Genomic DNA, 18,797 nt, shown 5'->3' on the forward strand with positions numbered 1-18,797 from the left:
GCCGGGGTCACGGTCGTACTCCGAGCCAGAAGCCGAGGGCTGCGGTGGTCTCGTCCTCTTCTGGGCGGTCTTTGCCGGCGAGGTCGGCGAGGGTCCAGGCGACGCGCAGCGTGCGGTCGAGGCCGCGGGCGGTGAGTGAGCCCGAGTCGAGGCAGGAGGTCATGGGCTTCATCGCCGCATCCGAAGGACGGAAGTCGGAGTGGAGGACGGATGAGGGGATCTCGGCGTTCGTCCGCCAGGGGGTGTGGGCCAGGCGTTTGACGGCGCGTTCGCGGGCCAGCAGGACGCGTTCGGCCACTGTCTCGCTGGATTCGACGAAGTGCCGGTCGGCCAGGAGTTCGCGTCTGGACGAACGGGCGACCGTGACCTTCATGTCGATGCGGTCGAGGAGGGGGCCGGACAACCGGCCCAGGTATCGGCGTCTTGTGGTGGGCGAACAGCGGCACGTCGCGCCGGCCTGGTCGTCGGCCTGGGCGCAGGGGCACGGGTTGGCCGCCAGGACCAGCATGAACCGGGCGGGGAACGTGACCGACGCCGCGGATCTGGACACCGTGACGCGCCCCGACTCCAGCGGTTGCCGCAACGAGTCGAGGACGTGACGAGGGAACTCGGGAGCCTCGTCCATGAACAGCAGGCCCCTGTGCGCGAGAGAGACCGCTCCTGGACGGACGACCGTGCTGCCACCACCGATGATGGCGGCCGCCGTCGCCGTGTGGTGGGGGCTGACGAACGGCGGACGGTTGATCATGGGACTGTCCGGCGGCAGCAACCCCGCGACCGAGTGGATGGCCGTGACCTCCAGGGCGTGGTCGAGCTCCAGGTCCGGCAGGAGGGTGGGAAGGCGTTCGGCCAACAGGGTCTTGCCCGTGCCGGGCGGGCCCACCATCCACAGGTTGTGGCCCCCCGCGGCGCACACTTCCAACGCTCGGCGGGCCACGGGCTGGCCGACGACGTCCGCCAGGTCGACGGCGGACTGGGCCACGGGCTTGGGCGTGTCGACACGGTCATCGGCCACGGGTTCGGGCGGCTTGTCGCCTTTGCGTAGCCATTCGACCAGTTGGCGCAGGTGAGCCACCGGGACCACGTTCACGTCGGGGACCAGGCCGGCTTCCCCCGAGTTCTCCGACGGGACGATGATCGTGGCGTCTTCGTGCGCGGCCGCGGCGCCGAGGATGGACGGGAGCACCCCGCGCACGGGCCTGATGCGACCGTCGAGGCCGAGTTCGCCCAGGAAGAAGGGCTCGGCGATGCGTTCCGCGGGGACGACTCCTGCGGCGCCCAGGATGGCCATGGCGATGGCGAGGTCGAACTGGGACCCGCGCTTGGGGAGGCTGGCGGGGAAGAGGCTGACGGTGATGCGGGCGTCCGGCCATGGGTAACTGCTGTTGACCACGGCGGATCGCACTCGGTCGCGGGCCTCGCTGAGCGCCGTGTCGGGAAGGCCGATGAGGTGGATGCCGGCCAGGCCGTTGCCCACGTCGGCCTCGACCTCGACGCTGCGGCCGCTCACCCCGACCAGCGCGACGCTGCGGGTCCGGGCCACGGCCATCTAGATCGCCCCCCGTATGTGGCGCAGGGCGAAGTTGCCCGCGAAACGCTCAAGGGCGATCACGTCGATGCGAACGGCTTCGAAGGACCGGGACTGCGCCGACAGCCATTTGGCGGCCAGCATGCGGAGCCGCGCCAGTTTGGTGTGGTTCACGGATTCCAAGGCTGTGCCGTGGGATCTGCTCGATCTGGTCTTGACCTCGACGACCACCAGGACCTGGCCGTCCACGGCGATGATGTCGATCTCGCCGCGCCGGCAGCGCCAGTTGCGTTCGAGGATCGTCATCCCCTTGGCTTCGAGGTAGATGGCGGCCAGGTGCTCGCCCTCTTTGCCGAGCTCGTCTTTCGGGGCCATGGGTGGCGTCCCTTCGTCCGTCGTCGGTGCGGTGTTCGGTCACCGACCTTGGCGGATGGCGGGGAGATCAGATGGAGGCGAACGGGGTTCTGGGGATAACCGGGAGAGCTGGGCGGCGGCTTGTGGATAGCTCGCCACAACGGAGACTCGTTGCCGGCACCGGGAGGCGTCGTCATCGGTGCGTCCCATGCCGGACGACGGAACCGGACGTTGCTGATCAGGCGCAATATACGGGGTGACGGTCCTGCGTAGATGGTTCACGCCATGGAGTCTGCAGCTGCCCAGCTCCGGCGGACGATGGCGGACCACGCACCCTACGGCCCCTGCGCCGCCCCCTGCGGCCCTCCACAGCCCCTGAAGCCCATGCGGACGGCTGACGGCGATGGTGTGACACGACGCGGACCATTTCGCGAAGCGGCACGTGCCGGGCGGCATATGGCAGGAGGCGGGTCCCACGCGGCGGGGAGGCGGCCCCACGCGGCGGGATGGGGAAAGACGCCCTGTGTGCTGGGCCAGATGGCGTTCATCTTGAGCTAGCTGCCAACGCTTTTCGCGGGCCAGGCGTCGCTACCCCGAGCCGGCTAGCGCTTCCGCATGCCCGGCGGCCCCACCTTGCGTTCAACGACGACTCACCGCAGGCCGGATGACGGCCAATGCGTGCTGATGGCGCCGGCGTGGACGCGAGAGCGCCCTAGCCCACGCCAGTGCCGAGCGGGTGCCGACAATGCCCGGCAATCAGCAGACGAGGTGCCAGCGAGCAGCAGGGGATGGTCAGCATGTGCCGGTGCGCGGGTCGCATGCGCCCAAGGCACGGAGAACCCCCGCCATCCCACCGGCCCCGCCTCGACGGCGCCCCTTCGACCTACCCCGAGAACCCTTCCTTGGGCATCTCCAGGTCGGCCTTGGCCAGCTCTTCGACGTTCACATCCTTGAACGTGACCACCCGCACGTTCTTCACGAACCGCGCCGGCCGGTACATGTCCCACACCCAGGCGTCCTGCATCTTCACATCGAAGAAGACGTCGCCGTTCTCCGCCGTACGGACGTCGAGATCGACCGAGTTGGTCAGATAGAACCGACGCTCGGTCTCCACGACGTATGTGAACAACCCGACGACATCACGGTATTCGCGGTAAAGCTGCAGCTCCATCTCGGTTTCATATTTTTCGAGATCCTCTGCGCTCATCGCGGTCCTCCTGTCGTACCGGTCCCCCGGTTCGCCTGCTCAGGCAACCCCGGCCCCCATCTCATTTTCACCCATGCCCCTGGCCACCGTGACGAAGGAGTAACGGTGTTCGGGGCACGGGCCATGTCTCTCCAGTGCCAAACGGTGTCCTGGCGTGACATACCCCTTGTGCTCGGCGAAACCGTACTGAGGGAACCTTCGATCCAGCTCGACCATCAGGCGGTCCCTCGTCACCTTGGCCACGATCGACGCGGCCGCCACGCAGGCGGCCACCTGATCCCCCTTCCACACCGCCAGGGACGGCGCGGGCATCCCGGGCACCGGGAAGCCGTCCATGAGGATGTACTCCGGATCACATGGCAACTGCGCCACAGCCCGCCGCATTCCGGAGATGTTGCTCCGGTGCAGCCCCCGGGCGTCGATCTCGGCGGCCGGGATCACCACGACGCCCACGTGGGCGGTCGCGACGACGCGGTCGTACAGACGCTCACGCACCAGCGGAGACAGCAACTTGGAGTCACCGAGACCGTCGATCTCCCTGCGCAGGACGACGGCCGCGACGACCAGCGGTCCGGCGCAGGCGCCGCGGCCCGCCTCGTCGACACCCGCGATCGGGGTCAGCCCACGGCGGGCCAGCGCCCGCTCGTAGGCGTAGAGTCCGGAATCGCGCCGGACGACGCTCGGTCGAGGGCGGAACGCAACTGTCATGACACTCGAAGCGTACGCCCCATTCGCCGCAAACCGCGACCGAAAGCCCCTTACTTGACCTTGTCGAAAGTCTCGGGCGTGGAGAACAGGTAGCCGCGCGAAAGCGGCCAGTAGCGGACGACCGCCTTGCCGATCACGTCGTCGACGGAGATGAAGCCGCCGCCGGGCTCGTCCATGTGGGCGCGCGAGTCCGCCGAGGCGGTGCGGTGGTCGCCCATCAGCCACAGTTTGCCGGCCGGGACGGTGACGCTGAACTTGTCGCCACCGCCGAAGTCGCCGGGGTAGAGGTAGGACTCCTCGTCGAGCGGCGTGCCGTTGACGCTGATGCGGTGCTTGGAGTCGCAGCACACCACCTTGTCGCCGCCGACGCCGATGACCCGCTTGATGGTGTCCTCGCCGGTGCGCCAGCCCTTGAAGACCACGATGTCGCCGCGCTCGGGATCGCCCGCCAGCTTGTTGACGAAGACCCGGTCGTTGATGAGCAGGGTGTTCTCCATCGACTCCGACGGGATGTAGAACGACCCGATCACGAACGCCTGGAGCAACAACGCGATGCCCACGCCGAGCACTAGCAGCAGGACGGTCTCCCGGAAACCGCCCTTTTTCTTCTCTTTGGCCACGCCCTCCGCCTTCTTGGTGACGGCCATCAGCGCTTCCTCCCCAACCGGCGCCGACGAACCAGGACCAAGGGTACGGCCAGCCCGAACCCGGCCACCAGCGGTACGGAGCCTCCGAGTGCCTGAAGCGCGGGCTGCGCGAAGGTGTCGGGTATGGACAACACGCCCGCCCGGTTGAACGGCCAGACGATCACGAAGGCCCGGCCGATGACCTGACCTTCGGGAATCGAGCCGCCGCCCTGGTCGCCGGTGTGCGAGCGGGAGTCGAGCGAGACGGAACGGTGGTCGCCCATCACCCACAGCCGCCCGGGCGGCACGGTGATGTCGAAGAACCTGTCGGACGGCACGTTGCCCGGATAGAGGTAGCTCTCCTCGTCGATGGCCGTGCCGTTGACCGTGATGCGCCCCTTGGAGTCGCAGCACTTGACGTGGTCGCCGCCCACGCCGATGACCCGCTTGATGTAGTCCTTCTCGCCGGGGACGACGCCGAAGGCCGTGCCGACCCAGCGGAAGAAGGCCGCGATCGGGTTGGACGGCTCCTCGACCTCGAACTCGCCGTCCCAGGAGTCGACGCCGGAGAAGACGACCACGTCGCCGCGCTCGATGTCACGGGTGTGGTAGACGAGCTTGTTGACCAGGACCCTGTCGTTCTTGAGCAGGGTGTTCTCCATGGACTCCGACGGAATGTAGAAGGCCTGGATCACGAACGTCTTGATGATCAGGGCCAGCACGAGAGCCACAACGACAAGAACGGGAAGTTCTTTCCAGAACGACCCCTTCTTCTCCTTGTCGCCCTTTGCCGGCTTCTGAGTCTCTTCGGCGACCACGTCCACCTCGTCCTCGACAGGGCGGCGCGAAGCGCCGTACTCCTGGTCTTCGCTTGTCATCGCTGACGAGCCTAGATGATGGAACGGCTCGACAAGCCTCGACCGACGTTACACCCACGCACGAGTCGCTCCACATAAAGGAAATGGCCCCGCAAAGCCGAAAGGCCCGTGCGGTGCACGGGCCTTTCGGAAAAGATTGGGGTTACTTCGCGGGCGCGGTCTCACGCTTCTCGCGGATACGGGCGGCCTTGCCGCGCAGGTCGCGCATGTAGTAGAGCTTGGCGCGACGCACGTCACCGCGGGTCACGAGCACGATCTTCTCGATGACCGGGCTGTGCACCGGGAAGGTGCGCTCGACGCCGACGCCGTAGCTGACCTTGCGGACCGTGAAGGTCTCGCGGGCGCCGCTGCCCTGCCGGCGCAGCACGAAGCCCTTGAAGACCTGGATACGGGAGCGGTTGCCTTCGACGACTCGTACGTGGACCTCGAGCGTGTCACCGGGGCGGAACGCCGGGACGTCGCTCCGAAGGGTCGCCTTCTCGAGCTCCTGGATCTTCGTGTGCATGAGAGCTGTCCTCAAGTCCTCGCGAGCACGCGGAGGTCCACCCGGCCGGAGCTCGCGGCGGACACGCTTGCTGATTTGATGAACCCGGGACCGTTACCCGGGCATGACGGACCAACCGTGTGATGGTCGGCAGCGATTCAGTTTGCCACATCTTCCGGCCGGACGCGAAACGAGAGCTCGTCGAGCAGCTTCCTGTCGTGCTTGTCGAGCGTCTCGGGATCGAGTGCCGCGGCCAGTTCCGGCCGGTTCCGCACCGTACGCCGGAGCGCCTCGTCCCGTCGCCATCGGGCGACTTTTCCGTGATGTCCGGACAGCAGCACCGCGGGCACCTCGTGCCCGCGCCAGACCGGCGGCTTGGTGTAGACCGGGCCCTCGACCAGGTTCTGCATCGAACCCGGCGCGAAGGAGTCGTCCACGGCCGACTGGGCGTTGCCCAGCACGCCGGGCAGCAGCCTGCCGACGGCCTCGACCATCACCAGCACCGCGACCTCGCCGCCGGCCAGCACGTAGTCGCCGATGCTGACCTCGTCGACGCGCAGCCGGGCGCCGTACTCGGCCATGACCCGCGAGTCGATGCCCTCGTAACGCCCGCAGGCGAACAGCAGCCACGGCTCGGCGGCCAGCTCCTGGGCCATCTCCTGGGTGAACGGCCGCCCGCTCGGCGTCGGCACGATGACCCGCGGCGCGCCGTCGCCGATCACCGAGTCGATGGCCTCGCCCCAGACCTCGGGCTTCATCACCATGCCGGGACCGCCGCCGTACGGCGTGTCGTCGACCGTCCTGTGCACGTCGTGCGCCCAGTCGCGGAGCTGGTGGACGCGTACGTCGAGGGTGCCGCGCTCGCGCGCCTTGCCGATCAGCGAGACGTCGAGCGGGGCGAAGTACTCGGGGAAGATGGAGATGATGTCGAGGCGCATCACAGCAGGCCCTCTGGCGGGTCGACGACCAGGCGCCCGCCCGTCAGATCGACCTCGGGCACCAGGGCCTTGACGAACGGGATGAGCGCGTCGTCCTGCCCGCGCCGGCGCACGACCAGCAGGTCCTGGCCGTGGTGCAGCACGTCGGTGACCTCGCCGACGGCCTCGCCCGACACGGTCTCCACCGCCAGCCCGACGAGCTGGTGGTCGTGGAACTCGTCCGGGTCGTCCGACGACTCCACGTCGGCCGAGTCGATGACCAGCATGGTGCCCCGGAGCTCCTCGGCCGCGTCACGGCCGTGCACGCCCTCGAACGCGATCAGCAGCACGCCCTTGTGCCAGCGGCGGCTCTCGACCACGAGCGGCCCCGCGCTCGCCGGGTCGGTCGCGACGGCCACGCCCTCGGCGAAGCGCAGCTCGGGATCGTCGGTGCGCACCTCCACGGTCACCTCGCCGCGTACACCGTGCGGACGGCCTATCCGGCCGACGACCAGCTGCACGTAAACCCACCTTCTCCTAACGCAAGCGCCCCCATCAGCCCTTTCGGGACCGATGAGGGCGCGAATTCCTGACGCTAACGGACTGCTTCGTCCAGGTCGAGCAGATCGACCCGTACGTACTTCCCGTCGGCCAGGGCGTTCACAACGGTGCGCAGCGCCTTGGCGGTGCGCCCGCCGCGTCCGATGACCTTGCCCAGGTCCTCGGGGTGCACCCGGACCTCCAGGACGCGCCCGCTGCGAATGCGGCGAGCGCGGACCCGGACATCGTCGGGATGTTCGACGATGCCCTTAACGAGGTGCTCGAGAGCCTCCTCGAGCACGTCAGCCCTCGCCCTCGGTCGGGGTCTCGGCGGCGGGGGCGGCCTCAGCCTCTTCCTTCTTCTTGGCACGCTTGGGCGCCGTGGTGGCGGCCGTGCCGGTGTCGCCACCGGACAGCGCCTCCTTGGCCGCGGCCTCGTAGAGGGCGTGACGGTCGGGCGCGGGCTCGGCGACCAGCAGCGGCGCCGGGGCGGCCTCGCCCTTGAACTTCTGCCAGTCACCGGTGAGCTTGAGCAGCTTGAGCACCGGCTCGGTCGGCTGCGCGCCGACACCCAGCCAGTAGGCCGCACGCTCGGCGTTGACCTCGATGCGCGAAGGGTTTTCCTTCGGGTGGTACAGGCCGATCTCCTCGATCGCCCGGCCGTCACGCTTGGTGCGGCTGTCGGCGACGACGATTCGGTACTGAGCGTTGCGGATCATGCCGAGCCGCTTGAGCTTGATCTTGACTGCCACTGGTGTGGTCTCTCCTGCATTCGAGCGTGGGTGAACGGCACCTCATCGAGTGGGGCACGATGAGAGGACGTTCCAGGGACAGGCGTGGCCGGCAGGAGATGAGAGGGCACCCACCTGGTCACGATGTTCCAACATGTCATTCTGCCAGACCGCGGACAGTGCCTTCGACCTGTCCCGGCAGGCCGCGGCAAAGGCTCGGCAAGGGGCGCGTGTCACCTCGCCCGACTTGATCAACTTCCCTGCGGAATGGGTGGGTGACCACCACGACCAATCCGCTGTTCACGCGCGCGCGGCTGCTCACCGCCGGCGCGTCCGTCCTGCTCACCGGCGCCTTGTTCGGGCTTACGGCCACCGCCGCGGCGGGCGAGTTCGCCAACGCCAACGGTATCGGCCTGACCGTCACCGAGATCCCGGAACTGGGCCAGCCGGGCTTCTCCGGCACCTGGGGCACCGCGTCCGTCGGGCCCGACCCCGGCACCGACACCGGCGACTGGAGCGACCCCGACGGGGTCACCGACTTCGTCAGCCTGGCCAACGAACAGATCCAGGCCGACGGCCTCGACGCGCCGGACGTCTGGGAGGCCAGCGCGCAACTGGTCGTCAACACCCTTCAGCTCAACCCGGACGCGTCCGAGCCGCTGCTGGTCACGGGCAACGTGGAGACGCACGCGCGGTGCACGCCGCCGGCTCCGGCGATGGCATCCGTACAGGCGGCGCCGGGGACCATCACGGTGCTCGGCGTGCCCGTCGAGCAGGGGACCACGGAGGTGCCCGCGACGGGCGCGCAGCTCGGGTACCCCGGCGTGTACGACGGGATCCTGACGGTCGTCAGGACCGACAACGCCACGACGAACGACGCGACCTCCGCCGAGGCGGACATGACGATCTCGATCTCGGCCACCCTGCGGGACGCCGACGGGAACGTCGTCTACGAGGGGCCGCTCACGGAGGTCACCATCGGCCGGGTGGAGGTCAACTGCGTCCCCAACCAGCCCACCCCGACACCCACGATCACGCCCACGGTGACCCCGACACCCACGCCCACCGTCACTCCGACGCCCACCGTGACGCCCACCCCCACGGTGACCCCCACGGTGACCCCGACACCCACGGTCACGCCCACGGTGACGCCCACGCCCACCGTGACGCCGACACCCACGGTGACTCCGACGCCGACCGTCACTCCTACGCCCACGGTGACACCAACGCCGACCGTGACACCGACGCCCATGCCCACGCCGACCGTGACACCGACGCCCACCGTCACGCCGACACCCACCGCGACCCCCACGGTGACGCCGACACCCACCGTCACTCCGACGCCGAACCCGACGCCCACGCATGACTGCACCCACAAGCCGCACAAGACTCACAAGCCGTACGAGCACAGCTACTGGCCACCTTGCGAGTGGCCGCACATCCCGCATGAGCCACACCACCACGGCGGCCCCAACGGTCATCACTGGCCCGCCGACCACGGCGGCGAGTTCGGCCCGGCGCACGAAGACGCCTGGGTAACCCAGAGGTCGCCGCTCACCGGCCTGCCGATGTGGATGCCCGTAACGGCCGCCTCAGGCTGGCTCCTCATGGACCCCGCTCTGCAGTGGATGCTCCTCTGCCGTTAGAGCAGGCCGAACGGCCTCACATCCGCGCCCGGTGACCCACCACGGTCCCGGGCGCGCCCCCGTTCGGACCAGCGCCCACGCACCGGAGAACAGCGACGCAGCCCCGGCGCGCGGACCACCATCAGGGAGCCGGCGCGAGCAGGGGCCGACGTGAGAAAGGCCGCCGCGCGCAAGAGCAACGGCGAAACCACCAGCACCAAGTCCGCCCGTCGGAGCAGGGCCCGCAGGCGGACGCGGCGGACGTGGCAGGCGTGCCGCCGAGCCGGGCGGACGTGCGGGCGGGCCGGGTGGGGGCGGGCGGAGTCAGGGGTCGTGCCCGCCCCGGTCGGCGCTGTTACTGCCCGGGCAGCTTCAGCTTCGACGGGTCGAAACCCGGCGGCAGTTCGAGGCCCGGCGGCAGCTTGCCGCCCAGGTTCCCCAGCACTCCCCCGGCCTTGGGCGCGCCGCCCTCGCCGTCGGGCGAGGATGACGCCGACTTCTCCAGGCCCGCCTTGCGCGGGTCGCCGCTGACGCGCCGCCCCTTCTTGGCCTTCTTCTGGGCCTTGGACGCCTTCCCGCGCCCCCCGGGCATGCCCGGCAGCCCCATGCCCCCGGCCACCCGCTTCATCATCTTCTGCGCCTCGAAGAAGCGCGTGACGAGGTTGCTCACGGCGCTGACCGTGACGCCGGAGCCGGCGGCGATGCGGGCGCGGCGGGAGCCGTTGATGATCTTCGGGTCCTGCCGCTCGCCGGGCGTCATCGAGCGGATGATGGCGGCGATGCGGTCGAGGTCGCGGTCGTCGATGGAGTTGAGCTGGTCGCGCATCTGCCCCATGCCGGGCATCATGCCGAGCAGGTTCTTGATGGGGCCCATCTTCTGGACCATCATCATCTGCTCGAGGAAGTCGTCGAGCGTGAAGTTCTCGCCCGAGGTGAGCTTGCCCGCCATCTTGGCGGCCTGCTCCTCGTCGAACGTCTTCTGCGCCTGCTCGATCAGGGTGAGGATGTCACCCATGTCGAGGATGCGGGAGGCCATCCGGTCGGGGTGGAAGGCGTCGAAGTCTTCCAGCTTCTCGCCGGTGGAGGCGAACATGATCGGGCGGCCGGTGATGTGCCGCACCGACAGCGCGGCGCCGCCGCGGGCGTCGCCGTCGAGCTTGGTCAGCACGACGCCGTCGAAGCCGACCCCGTCCATGAACGCCTGGGCCGTGGTGACGGCGTCCTGGCCGATCATGGCGTCGACCACGAACAGGACCTCGTCGGGGCGGACCGCGTCGCGGATGTCGGCGGCCTGCTTCATCATCTCCTGGTCGATGCCCAGGCGACCGGCGGTGTCGATGATGACGATGTCGTGGTTGAGCCGCCGGGCCTCGTCGATCGAGCGGCGGGCGACGTCGACCGGGTCGCCGACGCCGCTGCCCGGCTCGGGCGCGAAGACGGCGACCTGGGCGCGCTCGCCCACGACCTGGAGCTGCTGCACGGCGTTGGGCCGCTGGAGGTCGGCGGCGACCAGCAGGGGCGCGTGGCCCTGCTCGCGCAGCCACCGGGCCAGCTTGCCGGCCAGGGTGGTCTTACCGGCGCCCTGGAGACCCGCGAGCATGACGACGGTCGGCGCGGTCTTGGCGAAGCGGAGCCTGCGGGTCTCGCCGCCGAGGATCTCGATCAGCTCGTCATTGACGATCTTGACGACCTGCTGCGCCGGGTTGAGCGCCTGGGAGACCTCGGCGCCGCGGGCGCGCTCCTTGACCTGGGCGACGAACGCCTTGACCACCGGGAGCGCGACATCGGCCTCGAGCAGGGCGATGCGGATCTCGCGGGTGGTGGCGTCGATGTCGGCGTCGGACAGCCGACCCTTGGATCGGAGGGAGGAGAAGACCGATGTCAGCCGGTCGGAAAGCGTCTCGAACACGTGGTTGGCCAGTCCTCGAAGCGAATGTACGTCTAAGACTTCAGCCTATCCGCTCTCCTAGCCGCTCCAGCCTGGCACGGCCATCCGGACGGTCAACGCGTGCTCGACGAGGTTGATCAGGGCGCTTTTGACCGAGTCCTTCTGGCGGGCGTCGAGACGCACCAGCGGAATGTGGGGGGCCAGCGTGAGGGCGTCGCGGACCTCGGCGTCGCTGTGGGCGTACGTGCCGTCCCAGCCGTTGATCCCCACGATGAAAGGGAGTTGCGCCTCCTCGAAATAGTCGATCGCGGGGAAGCTGTCGGCCAGGCGGCGGGTGTCGACCAGCACGACCGCGCCGATGGCGCCGCGGACCAGGTCGTCCCACATGAACCAGAACCGGTGCTGTCCGGGCGTGCCGAACAGGTACAGGATCAGGTCGCGGTCGAGCGAGACGCGGCCGAAGTCCATCGCGACGGTCGTGGTCGACTTCAGCGGCGTCATGCCCAGGTCGTCGATGCCGGCGGAGGCGTCCGTCATGACGGCCTCCGTCGTGAGCGGCATGATCTCCGAGACCGCGCCGACGAACGTCGTCTTGCCCACGCCGAAGCCGCCGGCCACCACGATCTTCGTCGAGGTCAGACCGGGGCTAGAGCCTGCGAAGTCCACTGAGCACCCTTTCCAGCAGGTTGACGTCCGGCCTACCCGCCTCCAGCGCAGGCTGATGCACCCGTACCAGGCCCTCGGCCGCCATGTCGGCGATCAGAACACGCACCACACCGAGCGGGATCCGCAGCAGCGCCGACACCTCGGCGACCGACCGCACCTGACGGCAGAGCTGGCTGATCGCCTTGTACTCGGGAGTGATGTGGGAGAACTCCCGGTGTTCGGCCGTAGCCGACGAGACCAGGGCCTCCATGGCCAGCTTGACCTTGGGCGCGGTACGCCCGCCCGTCACCGCGTACGGGCGAACCGGCGAGGCCGGGTCCGAGCTGACCGGCGGCTGGGGCTCCCAACCGCCGCTGTTCCAGGAATCCGTCACCTACATCACCTGGTCTGGCTGGCGCGCAGCTCCGCGCGCACCGCCGGGGTCAGCACCTGACCGGCGCGATCCACCATCAAGGTCATCTGGTACGCCACCAGCCCCATGTCGCAGTCGGGAGCCGCCAGGACCGCCAGACACGAGCCGTCGCTGATCGACATGATCAGCATCAGCCCGCGCTGCATCTCCACGATCGTCTGGTTGACCGCACCGCCTTCGAAGACCCTGGCCGCACCCTGCGTGAGACTCACCAGTCCCGACGCGATGGCGGCCAGCTGGTCGGCCCGGTCAGGCGGGAAACCCGACGATGCCGCGAGCGGCAATCCGTCGGATGACACGACCACCGCGTGCGCGACCCCCGGGACGGTACTGACGAAGTCGGTGATCAACCAGTCGACTCCGCGCGCCGAGTGGCTCAGGTCATTCACGCGCCCTCCTCCCTACTGTCGTTCCTCGGGCCGGATTGGTAGGTCCTGCCCTCGCTGATGTCGTCACGCGCTGCTCGGAAGCCCTGCTGGAAGCTCGACAACCTGCTGCGCACCCGGTCCGGCGAGACCGACGGCATGGGAGCCACGCCCTTGGGCGCGGACGCGGTGTCCGCCGATCCGGGCACCAGGTTGGCCTTGGGCACCCGCTTGGGCAGCCCGGCCGCCGTCGAGCCGTCGCGTACGGGCTCCACCACGGAGGCCGCCGCGTTCCAGCCGGCGTCGGCCTTGGCCGAGCCCCAGGTGGCGCTCGGCTCGCCCTGGTCGAACCAGGCCGACTCCACCGCGGCGAAGATCGGCAGGTATTCGTCCCCGCCGGAGGCGGGCTTGACGACGGGGATCGGGCCGGTCGCCGCCGACTCGGTCTCGGGGTAGTCGTACTTGGAGGCGGGCGACGTCTCCTGCGGAGGAGCCGACCAGGGGCGGGGCTCCTCGGGGGGCAGGCCGCGCTGCGGCGGCGCGTGCTCCCCGGTGACCGGCCCGCGCGAGGACACCCAGACGTCGGACGACGAGTCCGGCAGCCAGTCGGAGCCGGTGTTCGTCGACTCCGTCGAAGGCCACTGCGGCATCGCGGACGGCATCGCGGACGGCATGGAGGACTGCATCGAGGACGGCAGCGAGTTCGGCATCGACGGCCACGACCCGCCGGCCGGCTCGGACGGGTACGAGGGGTAGGACGGGTGCCCGGGGGCGAGCCCGAAGCCCGAGGCGCCGGGCCACTGCTGGGCCCCGGCGGCGGGCTGGGAGGCGGCGAAGGCGTCCTCGCGGGCGGTCGGGGCGGCGGTGTTGCCGCCGGCGCCGGCGACCGCGGCGGGCTGCGCGCCGAGCAGCGTCTCGGGGATGAGGACCATCGCGGTCAGGCCGCCGGAGCCGTGCGGGCGCAGCTGCACCCTGATGCCGTGCCGGTGGGCGAGCCTGGCGACCACGAACAGGCCCATGCGACGGGAGACCGACACGTCCACGGTGGGGGCGTCGGTCAGGCGCTCGTTGGCCTGGACCAGTTCCTCGCCGGTCATGCCGATGCCGGAGTCGCTGATGGAGAGCATGATCCCGCCGCCGTCGATCCTGCTGCCGGAGACGGGGACGCGGGTCTCGCGCGGGGAGAACGACAGCGCGTTCTCGATGAGCTCGGCCAGCAGGTGGATGACGTCGTTGACGGCCTGGCCGGCGATGGAGACGCCCTCGGGGACCTCCAGGACGACGCGCTCGTAGTTCTCGACCTCCGACAGGGAGGCGCGGGCGACGTCGACCAGCTTGACCGGCTGGCTCCAGCGCCGCGGCGGGTCCTGACCGGCCAGCACCAGCAGGTTCTCGCTGTTGCGCCGCATACGCGTGGCCAGGTGGTCCAGCTTGAACAGGTTGCCGAGCCGCTGCTCGTCCTGCTCACCCTGCTCCAGACCGTCGATCAGGGTGATCTGCCGCTCCACCAGCGTCTGACTGCGCCGCGACAGGTTCACGAACATCGCGTTGACGTTCGAGCGGAGCCTGGACTCCTCGCCGGCCAGCCGGACGGCTTCGCGGTGGACCTCGTCGAAGGCGCGGGCGACTTCACCGATCTCGTCCTTGGAGTTGACCTCGATCGGCGGGACCTGGAGCTGTTCCGGGCTGACGTCGGTGTTGCGCAGCTGCCGGACCAGGTCGGGCAGCGTCTGGCCGGCGATCTTCAGGGCGTCCGAGCGCAGGCGGCGCAGCGGACGCACCAGCGAGCCGGCCATCAGGGCGGTGATCGCGAGGACCAGGACGAGCAGGCCCACCACGACGCCGATGTTGATCGCGGCGAGCTGCCGGTCGCTGCTGGCGATGTCGGCGCTTCGGGTGGCGATCTGCTCCGACAGCGACTTCTGCACGGTGTGCAGGCGCTCGACGGTCTCGGTGATGGACTGGAACCACTGGTCGGTGTCGTCCCTGGTCGAGGTGTCGAGCCGGCGCAGGGACTGGTTGGCGTTGTGCAGCAGCACCGCGCGGCTGGCGTAGAACTCGGCTCGGCCGATCTTCAGGCTGGCGACGGTGTTGTCGTAGAACTGGCGCTGCGCGGGCGTGGCGACGGCGCGGAAGGAGTCGCGCTCGCTGTTGCGGCGGGAGCGGGCGTCGAGGAAGGCGTTGTACTCCGGTTCCTCGAACGAGCCCCTGATCAGGGCGCTGGTCAGCAGGCCGCGCTGCTTGGAGGCCTCCTCCTCGGCGCGGGCGACGGCGCGCAGGGCCGCGCTGGTGGCGATGATCTCCTCGTCCGTGGAGCCCTGGCCGAGCTCGTCGTAGAGCTGCAGCAGCTCGGCGATGACCTCGGAGTACTTCTCGCTGGTGGGCAGCGGGCCGAGCTTGGTCTCGGCGACGGCCTTGCGCATCGTGGGGATCTGGCCGAGCCGGATCCGGATGTGGTCGAGGGACTTCCTGCCGAGGTCGGACAGCGACGTTTCGGACTTCTTCCCCGCCTCGAGGGTGCTGGCGATGCGCTTGTCGACGATCTCGTGCTGGCTCTTCAACCGCTGCTCGTCGGAGGCTCCGCGGTTGGTGGCGACGTGGCGGGTGGCCAGGTCGCGTTCGAGCCCGAGGTCGCGGGAGAGCTCGCCGAGCTGGGCGACCAGGGTCCCCACGCTGCTGATGTCCTGGTACTGCTGCGCGCTGTTGATCGATGTCGTGACCCGCAGGGCGCCGAGGACGACGGCGACGAGCGTGGGAATGGCGATGAGGGCGATGAGGCGGGTACGCACGCGCCAGTTGCGCAGGGCGAACGGGCTGCCCGCCTTGGGCGGGTGGGCCGGCTGCACCTCGCCGTCCGCGGCCTTTTCCGGGGCGTCCGGAGCCCTGCCACGACCGGATCCGGTCGTTGTTGTCCTCACTGGTGGCAACCTCTCGCCATGGCCTGCTTCAGGGGGAATCAGCGGCTTCGTCACGCGGACGAGTGATCGCAGGCAAGTTCGAGGCCCAATTTGAGCACAAACCTCATACTTAGGCCAACGTTTCGGTGGTTTTCAACCGTTCCACATCGCACTCCCTTCACGTCGCATACCAGTGCACACGGAGCGCAACCACCGTCCCAATACGGACAAATCACCACTAAGCATACTTAATCTCCAGATTTACATCTATAACGCTGATTTGTCATATTTTCGCGATAAACCTACATATACGCGGCATAGCGCTGTAGATCCGAAGTCGGCTCCGGTACGCTTCACGCCCGGCATCCCGTGCCGATCTCCGGAACTTCCCCCTGGTAGGAGAACCCCCCCATGACACGCACTATGCGCGGTCACGCCATTGTCGTCGGCGTGGCTCTGGCGCTCACCCTTGCCGGCTGCGGCGGAGGCAGCGGCGAGACCGCGAAGAGCTCGGCCAACAGCAAGGGCCTGGAGAAGACCACCATCAAGGTCGGCGCCCTCCCCGTGCCCGACGTTGTGTCGGTCTATCTTGCCAACGAAAAGGGCTTCTTCAAGGAAGAGGGACTGACCGTCGAGCCGGTCACCATCACCGGTGGCGCGGCGGCGTTGCCGCAGATCGAGAGCGGCGCGCTCGACATCTCGCAGACCAACTACGTCTCGACCTTCCTCGCGGTGAGCAAGGGCAAGAAGATCAAGCTGGTCGCGGACATGTACCAGGCCGCGCCTAACACGTTCAACATCATGGTGCCCAAGGACTCCCCCATCAAGACGGTGTCTGACCTCAAGGGCAAGACGATCTACGTCAACAACCTCAAGAACATCGCCACCCTGGCCGTGGAGACGCAGCTCAAGGTGGCCGGTCTGGCCGACACCGACGTCAAGTTCGTGGAGAAGCCGTTCCCGGAGCAGGGCAACGCGATCAACACCGGGCAGGCGGACGCGGGCTGGATGACCGAGCCCTTCATCACCGCCAACCAGAGCACCTTCGGCTTCCGCAAGCTCGCCGACACCATGACCGGCCAGACGGAGGACTTCCCCATCGCCGGCTGGATGGCCACCGAGGACTGGGTGCAGAAGTACCCGAAGACGCTGGCCGCCTTCCAGCGGGCCATCGCCAAGGCGCAGCAGCTCGCCTCCAGTGACCGCAAGGTCATCGAGGAGACGCTGCCGAAGTACACCAAGATCGACGCCAAGACGGCCTCGGTGATCACGCTCGGCACGTACCCGAGCGAGCTGAACGAGAACCGGCTGCAGAAGGTCGCCGACCTGATGCTGGAGTACAAGTACCTCACCAGCCCGGTCGACGTGAAGTCGGTCATCGCCGCCCCTGCAAGCTGATGAACACCGCGCGTCTGCTCCGCGGCGCCGCCGGCGCCGCGGGGTTCCTCATCGCCGGTGAGCTGGTCATCCGTTTCGCGCTCAGCGACGGCGTGATCTTCCCGGCGCCCTCCGTGATCCTGTACGAAGCCGTGCGCCTGCTCGCCGACCCGGTGTTCACCGAGGGCCTGGTCACCACCCTCACCAACTGGGCGCTCGGCCTGCTCGCCGCCATCGCCGTGGCCGTGCCGCTGGGCGTGCTGCTGGGGGCGGTGCCGCCGGTGGAGCGGGCGATCCGGCCGCTGCTGGAGTTCATGCGCCCGATCCCCTCGGTGGCGATCATCCCGCTGGCGATCCTGCTGATCCCGGTGGACGGCCTGATGAAGGTCTCGGTCATCGTGTACGCGTCCATGTGGCCGATCCTGATCAACACTCTGTACGGCATGCAGGACGTGGACCCGCTGGCCAAGGAGTCCCTGCGCAGCTTCGGCTTCGGCCGCCTGGCCGTGCTGGCCCGGGTCAGCCTGCCGAGCGCCGCCCCGTTCGTCGCGACCGGCATCAGGATCGCGGCCGGCATCGCGCTCGTGCTCGCGGTCAGCGCCGAGCTGCTGGCCGGCGGCACGGCCGGGATCGGCGTCTACACGATCCAGGCGGGCAGCGGCAACCGGATGGACCTGATCATGGCGGCGACGTTCTGGGCCGGGGCGTTCGGGGTGTTCGCGAACCTCGTCCTGCTGGCCGGCGAGCGGCGGCTGTTCCGCTGGCACCGCGTCCGGATGGGAGCGTCGGAGTCGTGAGGCGGCTGTCCAGGCTGTGGGTGGTGCCGGTGGTGCTGGTCGTCTGGGAGCTGCTCGGGCGGCTCATCGACGACAGCGACTTCCCGCCGCCGCTCACCATCGTCACCAGCATGTACCAGATGTGGTTCTCCGGGCCCGTCTCCCACCTGTTCCTCACCGAGGACGCGATCGGCAACATCCTGCCCAGCCTCGGCCGCATGTTCAGCGGCTGGATCCTGGCCTCGCTGCTCGGGGTGCTGCTCGGCGTGGCGCTCGGCCGTTCCAAGGCGGCCACCGACTACGTGGACGCGCTGTTCGAGTTCGGCCGGGCGATCCCGCCGCCGCTGCTGCTGCCGCTGTTCGTCGCGCTGTTCGCGCGCACCGAGCACGCGCAGCTCAGCATGCAGCTCGCCACGATCGTGTTCGGCGTGATCTGGCCGGTGCTGCTCAACACGATCGAGGGCGTCCGGGCCGTGGACCGCACCTACACCGAGACCGCCACCGTGTTCGGCCTGTCCAAGGCACAGCGCCTGCGCGTGGTCGTGCTCCCCGCCGCCTCGCCGAAGATCTTCGCCGGGCTGCGGCTGAGCCTGTCGCTGGCGCTGATCCTCATGGTGATCTCCGAGCTGTTCGGCAGCACGGACGGCATCGGCTACCAGCTCCTGCAGGCCCAGCGCAGCTTCGACGGGCCGGGCGTGTGGGCCGCGATCGCCCTGCTCGGCATCCTCGGCTACCTGGTGAACTCGCTGTTCGTGCTGGCCGAGCGCCGCCTGCTGGTGTGGCACCGGCAGGCCAACCGCAACGTCTGACTTCTGGAA

The 18,797-nt window shown here is 69.0% G+C and carries 20 protein-coding genes; 4 read left to right on the forward strand and 16 right to left on the reverse strand.

Annotated features, from left to right (window positions below; translation table 11 throughout):
• Window positions 1-7: 7 nt before the first annotated feature.
• The 11 genes from AB0J76_RS06680 to rpsP all read right to left on the reverse strand — a co-directional run bounded on the left by AB0J76_RS06680 (window position 8) and on the right by rpsP (window position 7,994).
• The gene (locus tag AB0J76_RS06680; RefSeq protein WP_352323793.1) at window positions 8-1,549 is read right to left on the reverse strand and encodes a YifB family Mg chelatase-like AAA ATPase; all 1,542 of its coding nucleotides are present in this window, start codon (window positions 1,547-1,549) and stop codon (window positions 8-10) included.
• Window positions 1,550-1,903: a YraN family protein gene (locus tag AB0J76_RS06685; RefSeq protein WP_352323792.1), complete on the reverse strand. Its 354-nt coding sequence runs from the start codon at window positions 1,901-1,903 to the stop codon at window positions 1,550-1,552.
• An 862-nt stretch (window positions 1,904-2,765) separates the two neighbouring features.
• The gene (locus AB0J76_RS06690) at window positions 2,766-3,089 is read right to left on the reverse strand and encodes a DUF2469 domain-containing protein (protein ID WP_026215037.1); all 324 of its coding nucleotides are present in this window, start codon (window positions 3,087-3,089) and stop codon (window positions 2,766-2,768) included.
• Between the two features lie 39 nt (window positions 3,090-3,128).
• Complete coding sequence (locus AB0J76_RS06695) at window positions 3,129-3,797, reverse strand: ribonuclease HII (protein WP_352330983.1); 669 nt, start codon at window positions 3,795-3,797, stop codon at window positions 3,129-3,131.
• 50 nt (window positions 3,798-3,847) lie between these two features.
• The gene (gene lepB / locus AB0J76_RS06700) at window positions 3,848-4,444 is read right to left on the reverse strand and encodes a signal peptidase I (protein ID WP_352330985.1); all 597 of its coding nucleotides are present in this window, start codon (window positions 4,442-4,444) and stop codon (window positions 3,848-3,850) included.
• Window positions 4,444-5,301, reverse strand: a complete 858-nt coding sequence (gene lepB, locus AB0J76_RS06705; protein ID WP_364389018.1) for a signal peptidase I — start codon at window positions 5,299-5,301, stop codon at window positions 4,444-4,446. The genes lepB (AB0J76_RS06700) and lepB (AB0J76_RS06705) overlap by 1 nt, the downstream gene beginning before the upstream one ends.
• A gap of 142 nt (window positions 5,302-5,443) precedes the next feature.
• Window positions 5,444-5,806 carry a 50S ribosomal protein L19 gene (gene rplS / locus AB0J76_RS06710; RefSeq protein WP_352329490.1) on the reverse strand — a complete coding sequence of 121 codons (363 nt, stop codon included), beginning with the start codon at window positions 5,804-5,806 and terminating at the stop codon, window positions 5,444-5,446.
• Between the two features lie 137 nt (window positions 5,807-5,943).
• A complete protein-coding gene (gene trmD / locus AB0J76_RS06715; RefSeq protein ID WP_364389021.1) occupies window positions 5,944-6,723 on the reverse strand; it encodes a tRNA (guanosine(37)-N1)-methyltransferase TrmD in 780 nt (259 codons plus the stop codon).
• Window positions 6,723-7,223: a ribosome maturation factor RimM gene (rimM, locus tag AB0J76_RS06720; RefSeq protein WP_352329494.1), complete on the reverse strand. Its 501-nt coding sequence runs from the start codon at window positions 7,221-7,223 to the stop codon at window positions 6,723-6,725. The genes trmD and rimM overlap by 1 nt, the downstream gene beginning before the upstream one ends.
• A 74-nt stretch (window positions 7,224-7,297) precedes the next feature.
• On the reverse strand, window positions 7,298-7,543 hold the full coding sequence (locus tag AB0J76_RS06725) for an RNA-binding protein (RefSeq protein ID WP_020546537.1): 246 nt from the start codon (window positions 7,541-7,543) through the stop codon (window positions 7,298-7,300).
• Between the two features lies 1 nt (window position 7,544).
• Window positions 7,545-7,994 (reverse strand): 30S ribosomal protein S16, encoded by a 450-nt coding sequence (gene rpsP / locus AB0J76_RS06730; RefSeq protein ID WP_352329496.1) that lies wholly within the window; start codon window positions 7,992-7,994, stop codon window positions 7,545-7,547.
• Window positions 7,995-8,248: 254 nt separating this feature from the next.
• Here rpsP and AB0J76_RS06735 point away from each other — a divergent pair, with 254 nt between their 5' ends.
• Window positions 8,249-9,619 (forward strand): hypothetical protein, encoded by a 1,371-nt coding sequence (locus AB0J76_RS06735; RefSeq protein WP_352329497.1) that lies wholly within the window; start codon window positions 8,249-8,251, stop codon window positions 9,617-9,619.
• A gap of 334 nt (window positions 9,620-9,953) precedes the next feature.
• On the opposite strand, the gene ffh is transcribed toward AB0J76_RS06735, so the two are convergent.
• Genes ffh through AB0J76_RS06760 form a run of 5 tightly spaced genes read right to left on the reverse strand, consistent with a single transcriptional unit; the run spans window position 9,954 to window position 15,847 of the window.
• Window positions 9,954-11,507 (reverse strand): signal recognition particle protein, encoded by a 1,554-nt coding sequence (gene ffh, locus AB0J76_RS06740; RefSeq protein ID WP_352329499.1) that lies wholly within the window; start codon window positions 11,505-11,507, stop codon window positions 9,954-9,956.
• Window positions 11,508-11,564: 57 nt separating this feature from the next.
• A complete protein-coding gene (locus AB0J76_RS06745) occupies window positions 11,565-12,125 on the reverse strand; it encodes an ATP/GTP-binding protein (protein WP_352350493.1) in 561 nt (186 codons plus the stop codon).
• Window positions 12,126-12,132: 7 nt separating this feature from the next.
• Window positions 12,133-12,525: a DUF742 domain-containing protein gene (locus tag AB0J76_RS06750; protein ID WP_364389026.1), complete on the reverse strand. Its 393-nt coding sequence runs from the start codon at window positions 12,523-12,525 to the stop codon at window positions 12,133-12,135.
• Between the two features lie 5 nt (window positions 12,526-12,530).
• Window positions 12,531-12,953 carry a roadblock/LC7 domain-containing protein gene (locus tag AB0J76_RS06755; RefSeq protein ID WP_364389029.1) on the reverse strand — a complete coding sequence of 141 codons (423 nt, stop codon included), beginning with the start codon at window positions 12,951-12,953 and terminating at the stop codon, window positions 12,531-12,533.
• Window positions 12,950-15,847, reverse strand: coding sequence for a nitrate- and nitrite sensing domain-containing protein (locus AB0J76_RS06760; protein ID WP_364389032.1), 2,898 nt, complete (start codon window positions 15,845-15,847; stop codon window positions 12,950-12,952). Before AB0J76_RS06760 ends, AB0J76_RS06755 begins: the two co-directional genes overlap by 4 nt.
• A 390-nt stretch (window positions 15,848-16,237) precedes the next feature.
• Here AB0J76_RS06760 and AB0J76_RS06765 point away from each other — a divergent pair, with 390 nt between their 5' ends.
• From AB0J76_RS06765 to AB0J76_RS06775, 3 genes are read left to right on the forward strand one after another with little or no spacing between them, the layout of a single operon-like run.
• Entirely contained in the window at window positions 16,238-17,224 is a 987-nt protein-coding gene (locus tag AB0J76_RS06765) for an ABC transporter substrate-binding protein (protein WP_352329415.1), read from the forward strand.
• Complete coding sequence (locus tag AB0J76_RS06770; RefSeq protein WP_352329414.1) at window positions 17,224-18,000, forward strand: ABC transporter permease; 777 nt, start codon at window positions 17,224-17,226, stop codon at window positions 17,998-18,000. The genes AB0J76_RS06765 and AB0J76_RS06770 overlap by 1 nt, the downstream gene beginning before the upstream one ends.
• A complete protein-coding gene (locus AB0J76_RS06775) occupies window positions 17,997-18,788 on the forward strand; it encodes an ABC transporter permease subunit (protein ID WP_352329412.1) in 792 nt (263 codons plus the stop codon). The genes AB0J76_RS06770 and AB0J76_RS06775 overlap by 4 nt, the downstream gene beginning before the upstream one ends.
• Window positions 18,789-18,797 lie beyond the last annotated feature (9 nt).

Origin of the sequence: Nonomuraea sp. NPDC049624, from assembly GCF_040675255.1 — a bacterium.
Taxonomy (GTDB): domain Bacteria; phylum Actinomycetota; class Actinomycetes; order Streptosporangiales; family Streptosporangiaceae; genus Nonomuraea.

Excerpts from the sequence above, each read along its gene's own strand:
- AB0J76_RS06695 (WP_352330983.1), bottom strand. The coding sequence starts at position 3,797 with ATGACAGTTGCGTTCCGCCCTCGACCGAGCGTCGTCCGGCGCGATTCC.
- AB0J76_RS06685 (WP_352323792.1), bottom strand. The coding sequence starts at position 1,903 with ATGGCCCCGAAAGACGAGCTCGGCAAAGAGGGCGAGCACCTGGCCGCC.
- trmD (WP_364389021.1), bottom strand. The coding sequence starts at position 6,723 with ATGCGCCTCGACATCATCTCCATCTTCCCCGAGTACTTCGCCCCGCTC.
- AB0J76_RS06765 (WP_352329415.1), top strand. The coding sequence starts at position 16,238 with ATGACACGCACTATGCGCGGTCACGCCATTGTCGTCGGCGTGGCTCTG.
- rplS (WP_352329490.1), bottom strand. The coding sequence starts at position 5,806 with ATGCACACGAAGATCCAGGAGCTCGAGAAGGCGACCCTTCGGAGCGAC.
- AB0J76_RS06770 (WP_352329414.1), top strand. The coding sequence starts at position 17,224 with ATGAACACCGCGCGTCTGCTCCGCGGCGCCGCCGGCGCCGCGGGGTTC.
- AB0J76_RS06690 (WP_026215037.1), bottom strand. The coding sequence starts at position 3,089 with ATGAGCGCAGAGGATCTCGAAAAATATGAAACCGAGATGGAGCTGCAG.
- AB0J76_RS06680 (WP_352323793.1), bottom strand. The coding sequence starts at position 1,549 with ATGGCCGTGGCCCGGACCCGCAGCGTCGCGCTGGTCGGGGTGAGCGGC.
- lepB (WP_364389018.1), bottom strand. The coding sequence starts at position 5,301 with ATGACAAGCGAAGACCAGGAGTACGGCGCTTCGCGCCGCCCTGTCGAG.
- lepB (WP_352330985.1), bottom strand. The coding sequence starts at position 4,444 with ATGGCCGTCACCAAGAAGGCGGAGGGCGTGGCCAAAGAGAAGAAAAAG.